This is a genomic window from Pseudomonas sp. B6002, from assembly GCF_013385985.1.
In the GTDB taxonomy this organism is placed as follows: Bacteria; Pseudomonadota; Gammaproteobacteria; order Pseudomonadales; family Pseudomonadaceae; genus Aquipseudomonas.
In genome coordinates this window covers 121,719-141,024 of sequence record NZ_JACAOY010000008.1, presented here as the reverse complement: position 1 = coordinate 141,024, position 19,306 = coordinate 121,719, and the positions used below count along the sequence as shown (strand labels likewise).

16 protein-coding genes are annotated in these 19,306 nt (G+C 58.4%); 14 read left to right on the top strand and 2 right to left on the bottom strand.

Going from position 1 to position 19,306, the window contains the following annotated elements:
- Positions 1-98: 98 nt before the first annotated feature.
- Complete coding sequence (gene gltA / locus HX792_RS13070; protein WP_176996496.1) at positions 99-1,388, bottom strand: citrate synthase; 1,290 nt, start codon at positions 1,386-1,388, stop codon at positions 99-101.
- 364 nt (positions 1,389-1,752) lie between these two features.
- On the opposite strand from gltA, the gene sdhC reads away from it, so the two are divergent.
- The 11 genes from sdhC to HX792_RS13015 all read left to right on the top strand — a co-directional run bounded on the left by sdhC (position 1,753) and on the right by HX792_RS13015 (position 15,873).
- Positions 1,753-2,127 carry a succinate dehydrogenase, cytochrome b556 subunit gene (sdhC, locus tag HX792_RS13065; RefSeq protein WP_016979564.1) on the top strand — a complete coding sequence of 125 codons (375 nt, stop codon included), beginning with the start codon at positions 1,753-1,755 and terminating at the stop codon, positions 2,125-2,127.
- On the top strand, positions 2,121-2,489 hold the full coding sequence (gene sdhD, locus HX792_RS13060; protein WP_016974690.1) for a succinate dehydrogenase, hydrophobic membrane anchor protein: 369 nt from the start codon (positions 2,121-2,123) through the stop codon (positions 2,487-2,489). Before sdhC ends, sdhD begins: the two co-directional genes overlap by 7 nt.
- A 3-nt stretch (positions 2,490-2,492) precedes the next feature.
- Positions 2,493-4,265: a succinate dehydrogenase flavoprotein subunit gene (gene sdhA, locus HX792_RS13055; protein WP_176996495.1), complete on the top strand. Its 1,773-nt coding sequence runs from the start codon at positions 2,493-2,495 to the stop codon at positions 4,263-4,265.
- 11 nt (positions 4,266-4,276) lie between these two features.
- A complete protein-coding gene (locus tag HX792_RS13050) occupies positions 4,277-4,981 on the top strand; it encodes a succinate dehydrogenase iron-sulfur subunit (RefSeq protein WP_003172807.1) in 705 nt (234 codons plus the stop codon).
- A gap of 261 nt (positions 4,982-5,242) precedes the next feature.
- Positions 5,243-8,074 (top strand): 2-oxoglutarate dehydrogenase E1 component, encoded by a 2,832-nt coding sequence (locus HX792_RS13045; RefSeq protein ID WP_176996494.1) that lies wholly within the window; start codon positions 5,243-5,245, stop codon positions 8,072-8,074.
- Positions 8,075-8,118: 44 nt separating this feature from the next.
- A complete protein-coding gene (gene odhB, locus HX792_RS13040; protein WP_028615713.1) occupies positions 8,119-9,342 on the top strand; it encodes a 2-oxoglutarate dehydrogenase complex dihydrolipoyllysine-residue succinyltransferase in 1,224 nt (407 codons plus the stop codon).
- A gap of 99 nt (positions 9,343-9,441) precedes the next feature.
- Positions 9,442-10,878: a dihydrolipoyl dehydrogenase gene (lpdA, locus tag HX792_RS13035; protein WP_176996493.1), complete on the top strand. Its 1,437-nt coding sequence runs from the start codon at positions 9,442-9,444 to the stop codon at positions 10,876-10,878.
- A 204-nt stretch (positions 10,879-11,082) separates the two neighbouring features.
- Complete coding sequence (gene sucC, locus HX792_RS13030; RefSeq protein WP_003233235.1) at positions 11,083-12,249, top strand: ADP-forming succinate--CoA ligase subunit beta; 1,167 nt, start codon at positions 11,083-11,085, stop codon at positions 12,247-12,249.
- Positions 12,249-13,130: a succinate--CoA ligase subunit alpha gene (gene sucD / locus HX792_RS13025; protein WP_003172813.1), complete on the top strand. Its 882-nt coding sequence runs from the start codon at positions 12,249-12,251 to the stop codon at positions 13,128-13,130. Before sucC ends, sucD begins: the two co-directional genes overlap by 1 nt.
- 433 nt (positions 13,131-13,563) lie before the next feature.
- On the top strand, positions 13,564-14,877 hold the full coding sequence (brnQ, locus tag HX792_RS13020; RefSeq protein WP_176996492.1) for a branched-chain amino acid transport system II carrier protein: 1,314 nt from the start codon (positions 13,564-13,566) through the stop codon (positions 14,875-14,877).
- Positions 14,878-15,135: 258 nt separating this feature from the next.
- Positions 15,136-15,873: a DUF599 domain-containing protein gene (locus HX792_RS13015; protein ID WP_176996491.1), complete on the top strand. Its 738-nt coding sequence runs from the start codon at positions 15,136-15,138 to the stop codon at positions 15,871-15,873.
- A 102-nt stretch (positions 15,874-15,975) separates the two neighbouring features.
- On the opposite strand, the gene HX792_RS13010 is transcribed toward HX792_RS13015, so the two are convergent.
- On the bottom strand, positions 15,976-16,227 hold the full coding sequence (locus HX792_RS13010; RefSeq protein WP_012723095.1) for a hypothetical protein: 252 nt from the start codon (positions 16,225-16,227) through the stop codon (positions 15,976-15,978).
- A gap of 157 nt (positions 16,228-16,384) precedes the next feature.
- Between HX792_RS13010 and HX792_RS13005 the strand changes: the two genes are divergently transcribed.
- From HX792_RS13005 to htpG, 3 genes are all read left to right on the top strand, one after another.
- The gene (locus HX792_RS13005) at positions 16,385-16,861 is read left to right on the top strand and encodes a PaaI family thioesterase (protein ID WP_176996490.1); all 477 of its coding nucleotides are present in this window, start codon (positions 16,385-16,387) and stop codon (positions 16,859-16,861) included.
- Entirely contained in the window at positions 16,858-17,310 is a 453-nt protein-coding gene (locus tag HX792_RS13000) for a PaaI family thioesterase (RefSeq protein ID WP_176996489.1), read from the top strand. Before HX792_RS13005 ends, HX792_RS13000 begins: the two co-directional genes overlap by 4 nt.
- 87 nt (positions 17,311-17,397) lie before the next feature.
- Entirely contained in the window at positions 17,398-19,302 is a 1,905-nt protein-coding gene (htpG, locus tag HX792_RS12995) for a molecular chaperone HtpG (RefSeq protein ID WP_176996488.1), read from the top strand.
- Positions 19,303-19,306 lie beyond the last annotated feature (4 nt).

The window sequence follows — 19,306 nt, the reverse complement described above, 5'->3', positions numbered from 1 at the left end:
GCTCCTACAGAGGGGGTGGTGTTGTAGGGGGGGGGCGCAGAAACGAATAAGGCCTCCGTTAGGGAGGCCTTATTCAGAGCAATCAAGCCGTTAGCGGCTTACTTGCGGTCTTCCAGCTGGGTGATGTCACGCGACTCGTAGCCGGTGTACAGCTGGCGCGGGCGGCCAATCTTGTACGGGCTGGAGAGCATTTCTTTCCAGTGGGAGATCCAGCCCACGGTCCGCGCCAGGGCGAAGATCACGGTGAACATGCTGGTTGGAATGCCGATCGCCTTGAGGATGATCCCCGAGTAGAAGTCGACGTTCGGGTACAGCGAGCGTTCGATGAAGTACGGGTCGGTCAGGGCGATCTCTTCCAGGCGCATGGCCAGTTCGAGTTGCGGATCGTTCTTGATGCCCAGTTCCTTCAACACTTCGTCGCAGGTCTGCTTCATCACGGTGGCGCGTGGGTCGCGGTTCTTGTAGACCCGGTGACCGAAGCCCATCAGCTTGAACGGATCGTTCTTGTCCTTGGCCTTGGCGATGAACTTGTCGATGTTGGACACATCGCCGATTTCATCGAGCATGGTCAGTACGGCTTCGTTCGCACCGCCGTGGGCAGGGCCCCACAGTGCGGCGATACCGGCGGCGATACAGGCGAACGGGTTGGCACCCGAAGAGCCGGCCAGACGCACGGTGGAAGTCGATGCGTTCTGCTCGTGGTCGGCGTGGAGGATGAAGATCCGGTCCATGGCCTTGGCGAGTGTCGGGCTGATCGGTTTGATCTCGCACGGCGTGTTGAACATCATGTGCAGGAAGTTTTCCGCATACGACAGGTCGTTGCGCGGGTACATCATGGGTTGGCCCATGGAGTACTTGTACACCATCGCGGCCAGGGTCGGCATCTTGGCAACCAGGCGGATCGCGGAGATTTCGCGATGCTGCGGGTTATTGATGTCGAGGGAGTCGTGATAGAAGGCCGACAGGGCGCCGACCACGCCGCACATGACCGCCATCGGGTGGGCGTCGCGACGGAAGCCGTTGAAGAAGGTCTTCAACTGCTCGTGAACCATGGTGTGGTTCTTCACATTACTGACAAACTTGGCTTTCTGCTCAGCGGTTGGCAATTCGCCATTTAGCAGCAGGTAGCAGGTTTCCAGGTAGTCCGACTTCTCGGCCAACTGCTCGATCGGGTAGCCCCGGTGCAGCAGAATGCCATTGTCGCCATCGATATAGGTGATCTTCGACTCGCAAGAGGCGGTCGACATGAAGCCTGGGTCGAAAGTGAAACGGCCCGTGGCCGTCAGGCCCCGTACGTCGATAACATCGGGACCAACGGTGCCGGTTAAAATGGGCAGCTCGACGGGGGCTGCGCCCTCGATGATCAACTGCGCTTTTTTGTCAGCCATGTGGCCTCCTATTTATGCTTCAAATCATCAGACAGACCCCCCACGCAGGGCCCGCACCACTATATTGATATAAATCCAGATGTCAATTTGCCTAAAGTCTTGCGCCAGAAGGCTTTAACCGTACTTTTTCCTCGAAATTGACTGCCATTTACGCCTTTTATACCGCCAGCGCAATCAGCTATTAGGGTGAGGACGGCGCGTTGTCATTAGTAACCTAACTGTCTATACTCGGCCACCGACCGCCAAGGGCTTTTGGGCTTGCTTTCATTGGGGGTCGCACTCCCTGGGTGGTGCTTACCTGACCAGTGCACTCCCCAACAACTTTGCCCTGATTGTTAGGGGCTCTTCAGTGTGAAAAAAAGCCGTGAATAGCCAACGACCTGTAAACCTAGACCTAAGGACCATCAAACTCCCCATCACCGGCGTTACGTCGTTCCTGCACCGTGTTTCCGGCATCATCCTGTTCCTGGGCTTGGGCATCATGCTTTATGCATTGAGCAAATCCCTGGGTTCCGAGGAAGGTTACGCCGAGGTGAAGGCATGCTTGACCAGCCCGCTGGCCAAGTTCGTAGCATGGGGCCTCCTGTCCGCTCTGCTGTATCACCTGGTTGCCGGTGTGCGCCACTTGATCATGGATGCGGGTATCGGTGAGACGCTGGAAGGCGGCCGCCTGGGCTCGAAAATCATCATCGCCATTTCCGTGGTGCTGATCGTTCTGGCAGGAGTTTGGATATGGTAACCAGCGTTACGAACCTTTCGCGTTCGGGCCTCTATGACTGGATGGCACAGCGTGTGTCTGCGGTCGTTCTCGCGGCTTATTTCATTTTCCTGATCGGATACCTCGTCGCAAATCCAGGCATCAGCTATGAGCAATGGCATGGCCTGTTTTCCCACAATGCGATGCGAATCTTCAGTCTGCTGGCCCTTGTAGCCCTGGGCGCTCACGCCTGGGTTGGCATGTGGACCATCGCGACCGACTACCTGACGCCGATGGCGCTGGGCAAGTCCGCGACCGCAGTACGTTTCCTCTTCCAGGCAGTCTGCGGCGTTGCAATGTTCGCTTACTTCGTCTGGGGTGTGCAGATTCTTTGGGGTATCTGATTCATGGCTAACATTCCAACTATTTCCTTCGACGCCATCATCATTGGTGGCGGCGGTGCTGGCATGCGCGCAGCGCTGCAGCTGGCTCAGGGTGGTCACAAGACTGCCGTGATCACCAAGGTGTTCCCAACGCGTTCCCACACCGTATCGGCCCAGGGTGGCATCACCTGCGCCATCGCGTCCGCCGACCCGAACGATGACTGGCGCTGGCACATGTACGATACCGTCAAGGGTTCCGACTACATCGGTGACCAGGACGCTATCGAATACATGTGTCAAGAAGGCCCGGCCGCGGTGTTCGAGCTGGACCACATGGGTCTGCCGTTTTCCCGTACCGAGCAAGGTCGTATTTACCAGCGTCCATTCGGCGGTCAGTCGAAGGATTACGGTAAAGGCGGCCAGGCTGCCCGTACCTGCGCGGCGTCCGACCGTACCGGTCACGCGCTGCTGCACACCCTTTATCAGGGCAACTTGAAAGCCGGCACCACGTTCCTGAACGAGTACTACGCGGTAGACCTGGTGAAGAACGCCGACGGTGCATTTGTTGGCGTGATCGCCATCTGCATCGAAACCGGTGAAACCACCTACATCCGCGCCAATGCTACCGTTCTGGCGACTGGCGGTGCAGGCCGTATCTACGCGTCGACCACCAATGCCCTGATCAATACCGGCGACGGCGTTGGCATGGCACTGCGTGCTGGCGTACCGGTACAAGACATCGAAATGTGGCAGTTCCACCCGACCGGCATCGCCGGCGCCGGTGTGCTGGTGACAGAAGGTTGCCGTGGTGAAGGTGGTTACCTGATCAACAAGCACGGCGAGCGTTTCATGGAGCGTTACGCTCCGAACGCGAAAGACCTGGCGGGTCGTGACGTTGTTGCTCGCTCGATGGTTAAGGAAATCATCGCCGGCAACGGCTGTGGCCCTAACGGCGACCACGTACTGCTCAAGCTCGATCACCTGGGTGAGGAAGTGCTGCACAGCCGCCTGCCAGGTATCTGCGAACTGTCCAAGACGTTCGCGCACGTTGACCCGGTCGTTGCTCCGGTTCCGGTTGTTCCGACTTGCCACTATATGATGGGCGGCGTTGCCACCAACATTCATGGCCAGGCGATCACCCAGGACAGCGAAGGTAAAGACGCCATCATCCCTGGCCTGTTCGCAGTGGGTGAAGTGGCTTGCGTATCGGTTCACGGTGCCAACCGTCTGGGCGGCAACTCGTTGCTCGACCTGGTGGTATTCGGCCGTGCTGCCGGCCTGCACCTGGAAAAGGCGCTGACCGACGGTATCCATTACGACGACGCTACCGAAGCCAACATCAACGCGGCCATGGCGCGCCTGAACGCCCTGAACGAACGTACCGATGGCGAAGACGTAGCCACCCTGCGTCGCGAGCTGCAAAGCTGCATGCAGAACTACTTCGGTGTATTCCGTACCGGCGAATACATGCAGAAGGGTATTGCCCAGCTGGCGGATCTGCGCAAGCGCATCGCCAACGTCAAGATCAACGATAAGAGCCAGGCGTTCAACACCGCTCGTATCGAAGCCCTTGAGCTGCAAAACCTGCTGGAAGTGGCCGAAGCGACTGCCATCGCGGCCGAGGTTCGTAAAGAATCCCGTGGCGCCCACGCCCGTGAAGACTTTGAAGATCGCGACGACGAAAACTGGTTGTGCCACACCCTGTACTTCCCGGGTGACAAGCGCGTAACCAAGCGTGCCGTGAACTTCTCGCCGAAGACGGTTCCGACGTTTGAACCGAAGATTCGGACTTACTAAGGGTGGCTGCCATGTTGAAAGTCAGTGTTTATCGCTACAACCCTGATCAGGACGCCGCGCCGTTCATGCAGGAATTCCAGGTCGATACCGGTGGTAAAGACCTGATGGTGCTGGATGTACTGGCACTGATCAAAGAGCAGGACGAAGGTTTCTCCTATCGTCGCTCTTGCCGTGAAGGTGTCTGCGGTTCCGACGGCATGAACATCAACGGCAAAAACGGCCTGGCGTGCATCACGCCGCTGTCGGCCGTGGTCAAAGGCAACAAGCTGATCGTTCGTCCTCTGCCAGGTTTGCCGGTTATCCGTGACCTGGTCGTCGATATGAGCATCTTCTACAAGCAATACGAGAAAGTTAAGCCGTTCCTGCAGAACGACACGCCGGCTCCGGCCATCGAGCGTCTGCAGTCCCCTGAAGAGCGTGAAAAGCTCGACGGTCTGTACGAGTGCATCCTGTGCGCTTGCTGCTCGACCTCGTGCCCGTCCTTCTGGTGGAACCCGGACAAGTTCCTGGGTCCAGCTGCGCTGCTGCAAGCCTATCGCTTCCTGGCAGACAGCCGTGACACCAAGACGTCCGAGCGTCTGGCTTCACTGGATGACCCGTTCAGCGTATTCCGCTGCCGCGGGATCATGAACTGCGTCAACGTATGTCCCAAAGGCCTGAACCCGACTAAGGCCATTGGTCACATCCGTAACATGCTGCTGCAAAGCGGCGTGTAACTGACGTTGTAGCAAAGCAGGACCGTTGTGCCCGTAAATGCTACGGCGCAGGCTTCAACCGGCGCCGTAGTTTTAACTTGAGCAGCGACTTACAAAGCCGCGGCTCTTATTTTGAAGAAATGAGACAAGCAGGGGCATTCGGGTTGGTACCCGAACTATCAGCGTGATCCTAAGTGGCTTGTTTTGGTCGCTGCACTTGGCCTTTTGCAAGCAAACTCGGTGTTTTCGCCGGTGGTGTCCCCAAATCGAGGGTGACCAAGCATGCAAGAAAGCGTGATGCAGCGCATGTGGAACAGCGGCTATCTTTCAGGTGGTAACGCTGCCTATGTGGAAGAGCTTTATGAGCTCTACCTGCACGACCCTAACGCTGTGCCAGAAGAATGGCGCACCAAATTTCAGACGTTGTCTTCAGACGGCAACGCTGCCACCGATGTATCGCATGCAACAATTCGCGATCAGTTTGTGCTGCTGGCAAAGAACCAGCGCCGCGCCCAGCCGGTTTCCGCCGGTAGCGTGAGCAGCGAGCACGAGAAGAAGCAAGTTGAAGTACTGCGACTGATCCAGGCCTACCGGATGCGTGGCCACCAGGCGGCCCAGCTTGACCCGCTGGGGCTCTGGAAGCGTCCTGCACCTGCAGACCTGTCGATCAATCATTACGGCTTGACCAATGCCGATCTTGATACGACCTTCCGTGCCGGCGACCTGTTCATCGGCAAAGAGGAAGCGAGCCTACGCGAAATTCACGAAGCGTTGCAGCAGACATATTGCCGCACCATCGGCGCTGAATTTACGCACATCACCGATTCCGAGCAGCGCCACTGGTTCCAGCATCGCCTGGAAGGCGTGCGTGGCCGTCCGGTTCTGTCCGCCGATGTTCGCAGCCACCTGCTTGAGCGCGTGACCGCCGCTGAAGGCCTGGAAAAATACCTGGGTACCAAATACCCGGGCACCAAGCGTTTCGGCCTGGAAGGCGGCGAAAGCCTGATCCCGATGCTCGACGAGCTGATCCAGCGTTCCGGTTCCTACGGCACCAAGGAAATCGTGATCGGCATGGCCCACCGTGGTCGCCTGAACGTGTTGGTCAACACCTTCGGCAAGAACCCGCGTGAGCTGTTCGACGAGTTCGAAGGCAAGAAGAAGGTCGAGCTGGGTTCCGGTGACGTTAAATACCATCAGGGCTTCTCGTCCAACGTGATGACCACCGGCGGTGAAGTTCACCTGGCCATGGCCTTCAACCCATCCCACCTGGAAATCGTTTCCCCGGTGGTCGAGGGTTCGGTCCGTGCACGTCAGGATCGTCGCAACGACGCTACCGGTGAGAAGGTCCTGCCGATTTCCATCCACGGTGACGCGGCATTCGCCGGTCAAGGCGTGGTCCTGGAAACGTTCCAGATGTCGCAGACTCGCGGCTTCAAGACCGGCGGCACCGTTCACATCGTCATCAACAACCAGGTGGGCTTCACCATCAGCAACCCGCTGGACGCACGCTCTACCGAGTACGCGACCGACGTTGCCAAGATGATCCAGGCGCCGATCCTCCATGTGAATGGTGATGATCCGGAAGCCGTGTTGTTCGTGACCCAACTGGCTGTCGACTACCGCATGCAGTTCAAGCGTGACGTGGTCATCGACCTGGTTTGCTACCGCCGTCGCGGTCACAACGAAGCGGACGAGCCAAGCGGCACCCAGCCGTTGATGTACCAGCAGATCACCAAGCAGCGCACTACCCGTGAGCTGTACGCCGAAAGCCTGACCAAGGCCGGTGTGGTTGACGATGCGCGTGTTCAGGCGAAAGTCGACGAATACCGCAACGCGCTGGACAACGGTCTGCATGTTGTGAAGAGCCTGGTTAAAGAGCCGAACAAAGAGCTGTTTGTGGACTGGCGCCCGTATCTGGGCCACGGCTGGACTGCCCGTCACGACACGTCGTTCGACCTCAAGACCCTGCAGGAACTGTCTGCCAAGCTGCTGGAAATCCCGGAAGGCTTCGTCGTACAGCGCCAGGTTGCGAAGATCTACGAAGACCGTCAGAAGATGCAAGCCGGCGGCCTGCCGATCAACTGGGGTTACGCTGAAACCATGGCGTACGCGACCCTGGCGTTCGAAGGTCACCCGATCCGCATGACTGGCCAGGACATCGGCCGTGGTACGTTCTCGCACCGTCACGCGGTTCTGCACAACCAGAAAGACGCAACCACCTACGTACCGCTGCAACACCTGTACGAAGGCCAGCCGCGTTTCGACCTGTACGATTCGTTCCTGTCCGAAGAAGCCGTACTGGCGTTCGAATACGGTTACTCGACCACCACGCCAAACGCGCTGGTGATCTGGGAAGCCCAGTTCGGCGACTTCGCCAACGGTGCTCAAGTAGTGATCGACCAGTTCATCACCAGCGGCGAGCACAAGTGGGGCCGTCTGTGCGGTCTGACCATGTTGCTGCCACACGGTTATGAAGGTCAGGGGCCTGAGCACTCCTCGGCCCGTCTGGAGCGTTACCTGCAGCTGTGCGCCGAGCACAACATTCAGGTGTGCGTGCCGACGACCCCGGCCCAGATCTACCACTTGCTGCGTCGCCAGGTGATCCGCCCGCTGCGCAAGCCGCTGGTAGTGCTGACCCCGAAATCGCTGCTGCGTCACAAATTGGCCATCTCGACCCTGGAAGATCTGGCGGATGGTTCGTTCCAGACCGTGATCCCGGAAATCGACGCGCTGGACGCGGCCAAGGTGACTCGCCTGATCCTGTGCAGTGGCAAGGTCTACTACGACTTGCTGGAAAAACGCCGTGCCGAAGGCCGCGAAGACATCGCCATCGTGCGTATCGAGCAGCTTTACCCGTTCCCGGAAGACGACCTGATGGAGGCCATCGCGCCTTACACCAACCTCACTAACGTGGTGTGGTGCCAGGAAGAACCGATGAACCAGGGCGCGTGGTACAGCAGCCAGCATCACCTGCGTCGCAGCATGGGTAACCACAACAAGGCGCTGAACCTGGAGTACGCCGGTCGCGATGCTTCTGCTGCACCTGCATGTGGTTATGCGTCGATGCACGCCGAGCAGCAGGAAAAACTGCTGCAAGATGCTTTCACTGTTTAACGCCTTCGCGCTGACTGAAACCGAATTTTAAGGACCCACAGATAATGGCTATCGAAATCAAAGCCCCGTCATTCCCGGAATCGGTTGCCGATGGCACCGTTGCCACTTGGCACAAGAAACCAGGCGACGCCGTAAAGCGTGACGACCTGATCGTCGACATCGAGACCGACAAAGTCGTTCTGGAAGTGTTGGCTGAAGCTGACGGCGTACTGGGCGCAATCGTTGCCGAAGAAGGCGCTACCGTTCTGTCGAACCAGGTTCTGGGTTCGATCGAAGAGGGCAGCGCTGCTGCCGCTGCTCCTGCCGCTGCTGCACCGGCCGCCGCCGCTGCTCCAGCTGCCGCTCCGGCTGCTGGCGCTGAAGACCCGATCGCTGCACCGGCTGCCCGTCAGCTGGCTGAAGAGAACGGCATCAACCTGGCTTCCGTAAAAGGCACCGGCAAAGATGGTCGCATCACCAAGGAAGACGTGGTTGCGGCTGTTGAAGCCAAGAAGAACGCTCCAGCTGCCGCACCTGCCAAGGCTGCTGCCCCGGCTGCTGCTGCGCCTGTGTTCGCTGCTGGCGACCGCACCGAGAAGCGCGTTCCGATGACCCGTGTACGTGCCACCGTGGCCAAGCGCCTGGTTGAAGCACAATCGAACATGGCGATGCTGACTACCTTCAACGAAGTCGACATGACCGAAGTCATGGCGTTGCGTTCGAAGTACAAGGATCTCTTTGAGAAGAGCCATAACGGCGTGCGTCTGGGCTTCATGTCCTTCTTCGTGAAAGCGGCCACCGAAGCGCTGAAACGCTTCCCGGCAGTCAACGCTTCGATCGACGGCAACGACATCGTTTACCACGGCTATGCAGACGTCGGCGTTGCCGTGTCCAGCGACCGCGGCCTGGTGGTTCCGGTTCTGCGTAACGCCGAACTGATGAGCCTGGCTGAAATCGAAGGCGGCATCGCCACCTTCGGCAAGAAAGCCCGTGACGGCAAGCTGACCATCGACGAGATGACCGGCGGTACCTTCACCATCACCAACGGTGGTACCTTCGGTTCGATGATGTCGACTCCGATCGTCAACCCACCACAAGCTGCGATCCTGGGCATGCACAACATCATCCAGCGTCCGATGGCCATCAACGGCCAGGTCGTGATCCGTCCGATGATGTACCTGGCGCTGTCCTACGATCACCGCCTGATCGATGGTAAAGAAGCCGTGACTTTCCTGGTGACCATCAAGAACCTGCTGGAAGACCCGGCTCGTCTGCTGCTGGATATCTGATAGAAGCAGCTGCAGGCCCTGGGGCAAACTGCCAGTCAAGGCAGCTTGACCCTGGGCTTGCGGCTTGAAAGCTTGCTGCTAAATAGAGGAACTATTTTCATGTCGCAGAAATTTGACGTTGTAGTGATTGGTGCAGGTCCTGGCGGCTATGTTGCCGCCATCAAGGCCGCACAACTGGGCCTCTCGACTGCTTGCATCGAAAAATACACCGACAAGGAAGGCAAACTGGCACTGGGCGGTACCTGCCTGAACGTCGGTTGCATTCCTTCCAAGGCGCTGCTGGACAGCTCCTGGAAATTCCACGAAGCCCAAGACGGCTTCGCGATCCACGGCATCAACCATGCTGGCGTGACCATGGACGTGCCAGCAATGGTCGGCCGTAAAGCCAACATCGTTAAGGGCCTGACTTCCGGCGTTGCGACCTTGTTCAAGGCCAACGGTGTGACCTCGATCCAGGGCCACGGCAAGCTGCTGGCTGGCAAGAAGATCGAAATCACCAAGCCAGACGGCTCGGTTGAAGTCATCGAAGCTGAAAACGTGATCCTGGCGCCAGGTTCGCGCCCAATCGACATTCCACCAGCTCCAGTCGACAACAACGTGATCGTTGATTCGACCGGCGCCCTGGAATTCCAGGCTGTACCTAAGCGCCTGGGCGTGATCGGTGCTGGCGTGATCGGCCTGGAACTGGGTTCCGTATGGTCCCGTCTGGGTGCTGAAGTGACTGTGCTGGAAGCCCTGGACACGTTCCTGCTGGCCGCCGACACCGCTGTGTCCAAAGAAGCACTGAAAACCCTGACCAAACAAGGTCTGGACATCAAGCTGGGCGCTCGCGTGACCGGCTCCAAAGTGAATGGCGAAGAAGTCGTTGTTAACTACACCGACAAGGATGGCGAAAAAACCATCACTTTCGACAAGCTGATCGTAGCCGTTGGTCGCCGTCCAGTGACCACCGACCTGTTGGCTGCCGACAGCGGCGTGACCCTCGACGAGCGCGGCTACGTGCACGTTGACGATCACTGCGCGACCACCGTGCCTGGCGTGTACGCCATCGGCGACGTGGTGCGCGGCATGATGCTGGCGCACAAGGCTTCCGAAGAAGGCATCATGGTTGTCGAGCGCATCAAGGGCCACAAAACCCAGATGAACTACGACCTGATTCCATCGGTTATCTACACCCACCCGGAAATTGCATGGGTCGGCAAGAACGAACAGCAGTTGAAAGCTGAAGGCGTTGAAGTTAACGTCGGCACCTTCCCGTTTGCCGCTTCTGGCCGTGCCATGGCAGCCAACGACACCGGTGGTTTTGTCAAAGTCATCGCTGATGCCAAGACTGACCGCGTATTGGGCGTCCACGTGATTGGCCCAAGCGCTGCAGAACTGGTTCAGCAAGGCGCTATCGGTATGGAATTCGGCACCAGCGCCGAAGACCTGGGCATGATGGTCTTCTCCCATCCGACCCTGTCCGAAGCGTTGCACGAAGCTGCGTTGGCAGTGAATGGCGGCGCCATCCACATCGCCAACCGCAAGAAGCGCTAAGCGAGATAATAAGAAACCACGGCGGAGTTGCCCGTCGTGAGCCTTGCGCGCAAGACTCACCGCGGAATATCCGCTGGACGCAGTCTTGCGCAGCTTTACGGGCGTTAAGCCCCGCAAGTTGCGCAAGCAGCAGTCACAGGTGGCGCGGCACTCATAATGAGCGCAGCGCCGAATGCGCAGTACCTAACGAAGACGGTAAAAAGCATGAATCTTCACGAGTATCAGGGTAAGCAGCTGTTCGCTGAATACGGCCTGCCAGTATCCAAGGGCTACGCAGTAGACACCCCGGAAGCAGCAGCAGAAGCTTGCGACAAAATCGGCGGCACTGAGTGGGTTGTCAAAGCCCAGGTTCACGCCGGTGGTCGCGGTAAAGCGGGCGGCGTTAAGCTGGTTCGCAGCAAAGAAGACGCCAAGGCCTTCGCACAGCAGTGGCTGGGCAAGCGTCTGGTGACTTACCAGACTGATGCCAATGGCCAACCAGTCACCAAGATCCTGGTTGAATCGTGCACTGATATCGCTAAAGAGCTGTACCTGGGCGCTGTCGTTGACCGTTCGAGCCGTCGCATCGTGTTCATGGCTTCCACCGAAGGTGGCGTGGACATCGAGAAAATCGCTCACGAAACCCCAGAAAAAATTCTGAAAGCCACCATCGATCCACTGGTTGGCGCTCAGCCATTCCAGGGTCGCGAGCTGGCTTTCCAGCTGGGCCTGGAAGGCAAGCAAGTTGCCCAGTTCGCCAAGATCTTCGTAGGTCTGGCCAAACTGTTCCAGGATCACGATCTGGCCCTGCTGGAAGTGAACCCGCTGGTGATCAAGGCTGACGGCGATCTGCACTGCCTGGACGCCAAGATCAACATCGACGCCAACGCCATGTACCGTCAGCCTAAGCTGAAGACTTTCCACGATCCGTCGCAAGACGATCCGCGCGAAGCGCACGCTGCCAAGTTCGAACTGAACTACGTAGCCCTGGAAGGTAACATCGGTTGCATGGTCAACGGTGCTGGCCTGGCCATGGGTACCATGGACATCGTCAACCTGCATGGCGGCAAACCAGCCAACTTCCTCGACGTAGGTGGTGGTGCTACCAAAGAACGCGTGACTGAAGCCTTCAAGATCATCCTGTCCGACTCCAACGTCGCTGCAGTATTGGTCAACATCTTCGGCGGCATCGTTCGTTGCGACATGATTGCCGAAGGCATCATCGGTGCAGTGAAAGAAGTCGGCGTTAAAATCCCGGTTGTTGTTCGCCTTGAAGGTAACAATGCTGAACTGGGCGCTAAAGTACTGGCAGAAAGCGGTTTGAACATCATCGCGGCTACCAGCCTGACCGACGCTGCTCAACAAGTTGTTAAAGCTGCGGAGGGCAAATAATGAGCGTCCTGATCAATAAAGACACCAAAGTTATCTGCCAGGGTATTACCGGTTCGCAAGGTAGTTTCCACACCCAGCAAGCCATCGAATACGGCACCAAGATGGTTGGCGGCGTAACGCCGGGCAAAGGCGGCACCGAGCACCTGGGCCTGCCAGTGTTCAACACCGTGAAAGACGCTGTAGCTGCCACTGGCGCCACCGCCAGCGTGATCTACGTTCCAGCTCCTTTCTGCAAGGACTCGATCCTGGAAGCGGCCTTCGGCGGCATCAAGCTGATCGTCTGCATCACCGAAGGCATTCCTACCCTGGACATGCTGGACGCTAAAGTTAAGTGCGACGAGCTGGGCGTAGTCCTGATCGGCCCTAACTGCCCAGGCGTGATCACTCCAGGCGAATGCAAGATCGGCATCATGCCAGGTCACATTCACTTGCCAGGCAAAGTCGGTATCGTTTCCCGTTCCGGCACCCTGACCTACGAAGCTGTTAAGCAGACCACTGACGCCGGTTTCGGTCAGTCGACTTGCGTCGGCATTGGCGGTGACCCGATCCCAGGCTCGAACTTCATCGACATCCTGAAGCTGTTCCAGGAAGACCCGAAGACCGAAGCGATCGTGATGATCGGTGAGATCGGCGGTTCGGCTGAAGAAGAAGCGGCTGCCTACATCAAGGCACACGTGACCAAGCCGGTAGTTTCCTACATCGCTGGTGTGACTGCCCCTGCTGGCAAGCGCATGGGCCATGCTGGCGCAATCATCTCTGGCGGCAAAGGCACTGCAGACGAGAAATTCGCTGCTCTGCAAGACGCAGGCGTTAAAACCGTGCGTTCGCTGGCAGACATCGGCAAGGCCCTGGCCGAGCTGACCGGTTGGGCTGTCAAGTAAGCCTCGCGCTTAGCTGATGCTTTACCAACACAAAGGCCACCTTCGGGTGGCCTTTGTGCTTTCCGCGTTTGCCCATTTTTTGGGTGTCTACTCGGTCAACTGTGGGAGCTGGCTTGCCTGCGATAGCGGTGCGTCAGCCAACGAAAATGCTGGATGACACACCGCTATCGCAGGCAAGCCAGCTCCCACATGGGGTCGGGTTGTCCAATAAGGTATGAAAACGCGACATGAAGATGTCGCTTATCGGACAGTTCGCCCCGCAACAGTGCGTTCGTCAGCCAATTTCTGTAACCTACCCGCCTCTTTATGCGTGCGCATCCCAAAAGGAAGCCCCGCGCTAGACCGGTCGGCCGCCATAAGGGCCGGCAGTATTTCCCTCATCCATAGGGAATCCCTCTCTAAATTCCGATTCAGTAGTGTGGTATTTCCTCAAATGAAAGTGTTGAAAAGCCAGGATATCCTGGCGTTGGGCTTTATGACGTTTGCCCTGTTCGTGGGCGCCGGCAACATCATCTTCCCGCCTATCGTTGGTTTGCAGTCCGGGCCTCACGTCTGGATGGCAGCGCTGGGCTTCCTGATCACGGCAGTGGGTCTGCCGGTGGTCACCGTGATCGCTCTGGCCAAGGTCGGTGGCGGCATGGACGCGTTGAGTAGCCCGATCGGCAAGATCGCCGGTGGCCTGCTCGCGGCGGCGGCGTATCTGGCGGTAGGGCCGCTGTTCGCCACCCCGCGTACCGCGACCGTGTCCTTTGAAGTGGGCCTGGCGCCGCTGACCGGCGAAAGCCCGCTCGCGCTGTTCCTCTACAGCTCGGTGTACTTCCTGGTGGTGTTCTTTGTGTCCCTGTACCCAGGCCGACTGCTGGACACCGTGGGGCGCTTCCTCGCACCGCTGAAGATCATCGCCCTGGCCATCCTGGGTATCGCCGCATTTGCCTTGCCGGCCGGTGAAGTGGGTGTGGCAACGCCGGAATACGTAGCTGCACCGTTCTCCCAAGGCTTCATCAATGGTTACCTGACCATGGATACCCTCGGCGCGCTGGTGTTCGGCATCGTGATCGTCAACGCGATCCGCTCCCGGGGCGTCGAGTCGCCAAAACTGATCACCCGCTACGCCATCATCGCTGGCTTGATCGCCGGTGTCGGCCTGGCCCTGGTGTATATCAGCCTGTTCCGCCTCGGTTCGGGCAGCCACGCGGTTGCCGCCGGTGCCAGCAATGGTGCAGCGGTGCTGCACGCCTATGTGCAACACACCTTTGGCTCCCTGGGCAGCGGCTTCCTGGCCGTGCTGATCTCCCTGGCGTGCCTGGTGACCGCCGTCGGCCTGACCTGCGCTTGCGCCGAGTACTTCAGCCGTATCCTGCCACTGTCCTACAAGACACTGGTGGTGATCCTGGCGCTGTTCTCGCTGTTCGTGTCCAACCTGGGCCTGACCAAGCTGATTGCGTTCTCGATCCCGGTACTCACTGCGATCTACCCACCGTGCATCGTGCTGGTGGCCCTGAGCTTCTGCAAAGACTTCTGGCAGGAGCAAGGCCGTATCGTGGGGCCGGTGATGCTGGTGTCGTTCATCTTTGGTTGCATCGACGCACTGAAGGGCGCAGGCCTGGCGGATTGGATGCCATCGCAACTGGCGCACCTGCCGCTGAGCGAACAGGGCTTGGCGTGGCTGGTGCCTTCGGTAATGACGCTGGTCGTCGCAGTGGTGGTTGACCGTATGCTGGGCAAGCGCAGCGAAGCCATCGCTTAACCCACGGCTACGCGCTGTACCGAAATGCCCCGTATCAATCGATACGGGGCATTTTTTATGGGCATCAGGCAGTGTCTTTTCACCTGAACTGGCGTCGAAACAGCATTCCAAAATTGAAATGCGGTCAGTGTGGGAGCTGGCTTGCCTGCGATAGCGGTGTGTCAGCCACTGAACAGGCTGGCTGATACCCCGCTATCGCAGGCAAGCCAGCTCCCACAAGGGCCGTGCTCGTCACTCCTGTAACGCACAAGGACCCGCATGTCGTTCATCGAAAACAACCAGATCCACCTGCTCGCCGCCTTCTGGTTTGCCCTGTGCTGGGGCGGCTACACCCGTTATGCCACCTGGAAGGCCCGGGACACGGCTTGCCTGGCCAGTGTGTTGCACCTGTACCGCGAAGACTGGATGCGCCGCATGCTGCTGCGCGACAACCGTATCGCCGACGCCAGTGTGATCGGCAACCTGGAGCGCAACGCGTCGTTCTTTGCGTCCAGCACCTTGATCATCCTGGCCGGCATTCTCACCGTCCTCGGCGCTTCGGAGCGGGCGGTGTCGTTGCTGGCGGACATCCCCATGGTGCAGCAGGCGTCCCAGGGTATGTCGGAAATCAAGCTGCTGTGCCTGGCGCTGGTGTTTGTCTACGCGTTCTTCACGTTCAGCTGGTGCATGCGTCAATACAACTTTGCGGCGGTGCTGGTGGGATCGGCGCCGATGATCGGTGAACGACATGTGTCAGAGCAGGAGCGCAATGCGTTTGCCCTTCGCGCGGCGCGGGTGATTTCCATGGCGGCCAACCAGTTCAACTTTGGCCTGCGCTCTTATTACTTCGGCATGACCATGCTCGCGTGGTTTGTCAGCCCCTGGTTGTTCATGTTGATGAGCAGCGGGGTGGTGTTGGTGTTGTACCGGCGTGAGTTTCACTCCGATGTACTGCAGGTGATGGTCTATACCCCCACGGATACACCGTTGCCCGAGCCCGCCAAAGAACCTGCTTAATCCATTCAGTATTAACACGCGAACTAAAAACAGCAGACAAAGAAAAGCCCGCTATCTAAGCGGGCTTTCTTTATTGCAACAAAGCTATTTCAAGCCGCGGTCTCAAGAACCGGTGGCAGGGGTAGCAGGTGCTGCTTCTTTGGCGGCGGCTGCGTTCGATTCAGCCTGAGCTTTGGCAGCATCGGCGTTTTCTTTCGCAGCGTCGTTCACTTTATCCTGAGCCTTCGCCATGTCTTTCTGAGCTTGCTCGGAATGTGCAGCGGCGTCTTGGGCTTTGTCTTCGGATTTCTTGTCGCAGGCAGCGAGACCGAGGGCAGCGGCGAGCATCATGGAAATAGCTAAAGTCTTGCGCATGGGGTGTTTCTCCTTATTGAAGATATCTACTGGCCTTTCGAGCATGGCGGTTCGGCATTAGTTCCTTTTGTTTCATAGATATATAAATCGCGCGCGGGCAGGAACTTTATCTGCCTCGACCATTTTGCGGATCAACACTAATAAGAGTCTGAAAATAATGACCGAAAATCCCCTGTTAGAGCGTGCGACGCGCTTTGTATCGGCCTTGCGCCATTGCCAGGTATTGGGCATTACCGCTCATCAGGCCAGCGAGGAGGGCATGACACTGATGTTGCCCTACAGCGCCCATATCGTCGGCGATCCCCAGACTGGAGTGATCCACGGCGGCGCGCTGACCTCCTTGATGGATACTGCTTGCGGCATGGCCACCCTGTGCGTGTTGCCGGAATTCGAGGTCTGCCCGACCCTCGACCTGCGCGTTGACTACATGCACCCCGCCGAACCCCACAAGCCGGTCTACGGCTTCGCGCAATGTTACCGAGTGACCACCGACGTGATCTTCACCCGCGGCTTCGCCTATCAGGACGATCCGCAGCAACCTATCGCCCATGTCGTGGGCACGTTCATGCGCATGGGCAAGCGCCTCAAAGGCGCGCAAGGGCTGGGCAACACCATCAAGGGGGCGCAGGCATGACACACCGGTTCAAGACCCGCCTCGAGCAGGCTCACGAGCGTGGTGATTACGAGGCGCTGCTCAACCTGATTCCCTACGCCAAGCTGATCGGCATTGAATGCACCCGTTTGGGCGACGAGCTGCTGTTTCGCCTGCCAGCCAACAAGGACAATATTGGTAACCCCATATTGCCGGCGCTGCACGGTGGCGTGATTGCCGGCTTCATGGAGCTAGCAGCGGCCCTGCACCTGCTGGTCTTCACCGGCTCGCCGGGGCTGCCGAAAATCATCGACTTCTCCCTGGACTACCTGCGCGCCGGGCAGGCCCGCGACACCTACGCCAAATGCCAGGTATGGCGACAGGGGCGGCGTGTGGCGAACGTGGCGATCACCGCCTGGCAGAGCACTCCAGCCGAACCGATTGCCACCGCCCGTGCACATTTCAAGATTGAGGAATCGGTGCGCCCTTGAAATCCCTGTCTTAGCCCCCAACTTTGATGACAACCCGCCGCCCACCTCGAAGGGCGGCCATTGCCATCCAATTGGAGTTTGATGACCATGAGTGTGGAAACTCAAAAGGAAACCCTGGGCTTCCAGACCGAGGTGAAGCAACTGCTGCACCTCATGATCCATTCGCTGTATTCCAACAAGGAAATCTTCCTTCGCGAATTGATCTCGAACGCCTCTGACGCTGTCGACAAATTACGTTTCGAAGCCCTGTCCAAGCCTGAGTTGCTGGAAGGTGGCGCCGAACTGAAAATCCGCGTGAGCTTCGACAAGGACGCCAAGACCGTCACCCTTGAAGACAACGGTATTGGCATGAGCCGCGAAGACGCGATCACCCACCTGGGTACCATCGCCAAATCCGGCACCGCCGATTTCATGAAAAACCTGTCGGGCGATCAGAAGAAAGATTCGCACCTGATCGGCCAGTTCGGCGTGGGCTTCTACTCGGCCTTCATTGTTGCCGACAAGGTTGAAGTGTTCAGCCGCCGCGCCGGTTTGGCTGCCAGCGAAGGTGTGCACTGGGCTTCCAAAGGTGAGGGCGAGTTCGAAATCGCCACCATCGACAAGGCTGACCGTGGCACCCGCATCGTGCTGCACCTCAAATCCGCTGAAGATGAGTTCGCCGACGGTTACCGCCTGCGCAACATCATCAAGAAATACTCCGACCACATCGCCTTGCCGATCGAGCTGCCGAAAGAACAGGCCGCTGCCGAAGGTGAGGAAAAACCTGCCCAGGAATGGGAAGTGGTCAACCGTGCCAGCGCCTTGTGGACCCGTCCTCGTACTGAAGTCAAAGACGAGGAATACCAGGAGTTCTACAAGCACATCGCCCACGATTACGAAAACCCGCTGAGCTGGAGCCACAACAAGGTCGAAGGCAAGCTGGAATACAGCTCGTTGCTGTACGTGCCAGCCCGTGCGCCGTTCGACCTGTATCAGCGTGAAGCGCCGAAAGGCCTGAAGCTGTATGTGCAGCGCGTGTTCGTGATGGACCAGGCGGAATCCTTCCTGCCGTTGTACCTGCGCTTCATCAAGGGTGTGGTCGATTCCAACGACCTGTCGCTGAACGTGTCGCGGGAAATCCTGCAGAAAGACCCGATCATCGATTCCATGAAGTCGGCGCTGACCAAGCGTGTACTCGACATGCTGGAAAAATTGGCGAAGAACGAGCCTGAGCAATACAAAGGCTTCTGGAAAAACTTCGGCCAGGTGATGAAAGAAGGCCCGGCTGAAGATTTCGCCAACAAGGAAAAAATCGCTGGCCTGCTGCGCTTCGCTTCGACCCAGGAAGAGGGTGGTGAGCAAGTGGTGTCCCTGGCCGAGTACCTGGCACGCGCCAAGGAAGGTCAGGACAAGATCTACTACCTCACCGGCGAAACCTACGCTCAGGTCAAGAACAGCCCGCACCTGGAAGTCTTCCGCAAGAAAGGCATCGAAGTGCTGCTGCTGACCGACCGTATCGACGAGTGGCTGATGAGCTACCTCAGCGAGTTCGACGGCAAGTCCTTCGTCGACGTGGCCCGTGGTGACCTGGACTTGGGTAACCTGGACTCCGAAGAAGAGAAGAAGGAAGCCGAAGAAGCCGCGAAGGCCAAAGAAGGCCTGGTCGAGCGCATCAAGACCGCCCTGGGCGATGCCGTCAGCGAAGTGCGTGTATCGCACCGCCTGACCGATTCCCCGGCGATCCTGGCCATCGGCGAGCAGGACCTGGGCATGCAGATGCGCCAGATCCTTGAAGCCAGCGGTCAGAAGGTGCCGGATTCCAAGCCGATCTTCGAATTCAACCCGGCTCACCCGCTGATCGAGAAACTCGACGGCGAGCAGAGCGAAGAGCGTTTTGGCGACCTGTCGCACATCCTCTTCGACCAGGCGGCCCTGGCCGCTGGCGACAGCCTGAAAGACCCGGCCGCCTACGTGCGCCGACTGAACAAGCTGTTGGTTGAACTGTCGGTTTAACACC

Coding starts and splice junctions, on each gene's coding strand:
- gltA (WP_176996496.1), bottom strand. CDS start 1,388: ATGGCTGACAAAAAAGCGCAGTTGATCATCGAGGGCGCAGCCCCCGTC.
- sdhD (WP_016974690.1), top strand. CDS start 2,121: ATGGTAACCAGCGTTACGAACCTTTCGCGTTCGGGCCTCTATGACTGG.
- sdhA (WP_176996495.1), top strand. CDS start 2,493: ATGGCTAACATTCCAACTATTTCCTTCGACGCCATCATCATTGGTGGC.
- HX792_RS13050 (WP_003172807.1), top strand. CDS start 4,277: ATGTTGAAAGTCAGTGTTTATCGCTACAACCCTGATCAGGACGCCGCG.
- HX792_RS13045 (WP_176996494.1), top strand. CDS start 5,243: ATGCAAGAAAGCGTGATGCAGCGCATGTGGAACAGCGGCTATCTTTCA.
- odhB (WP_028615713.1), top strand. CDS start 8,119: ATGGCTATCGAAATCAAAGCCCCGTCATTCCCGGAATCGGTTGCCGAT.
- lpdA (WP_176996493.1), top strand. CDS start 9,442: ATGTCGCAGAAATTTGACGTTGTAGTGATTGGTGCAGGTCCTGGCGGC.
- sucC (WP_003233235.1), top strand. CDS start 11,083: ATGAATCTTCACGAGTATCAGGGTAAGCAGCTGTTCGCTGAATACGGC.
- sucD (WP_003172813.1), top strand. CDS start 12,249: ATGAGCGTCCTGATCAATAAAGACACCAAAGTTATCTGCCAGGGTATT.
- brnQ (WP_176996492.1), top strand. CDS start 13,564: ATGAAAGTGTTGAAAAGCCAGGATATCCTGGCGTTGGGCTTTATGACG.
- HX792_RS13015 (WP_176996491.1), top strand. CDS start 15,136: ATGTCGTTCATCGAAAACAACCAGATCCACCTGCTCGCCGCCTTCTGG.
- HX792_RS13010 (WP_012723095.1), bottom strand. CDS start 16,227: ATGCGCAAGACTTTAGCTATTTCCATGATGCTCGCCGCTGCCCTCGGT.
- HX792_RS13005 (WP_176996490.1), top strand. CDS start 16,385: ATGACCGAAAATCCCCTGTTAGAGCGTGCGACGCGCTTTGTATCGGCC.
- HX792_RS13000 (WP_176996489.1), top strand. CDS start 16,858: ATGACACACCGGTTCAAGACCCGCCTCGAGCAGGCTCACGAGCGTGGT.
- htpG (WP_176996488.1), top strand. CDS start 17,398: ATGAGTGTGGAAACTCAAAAGGAAACCCTGGGCTTCCAGACCGAGGTG.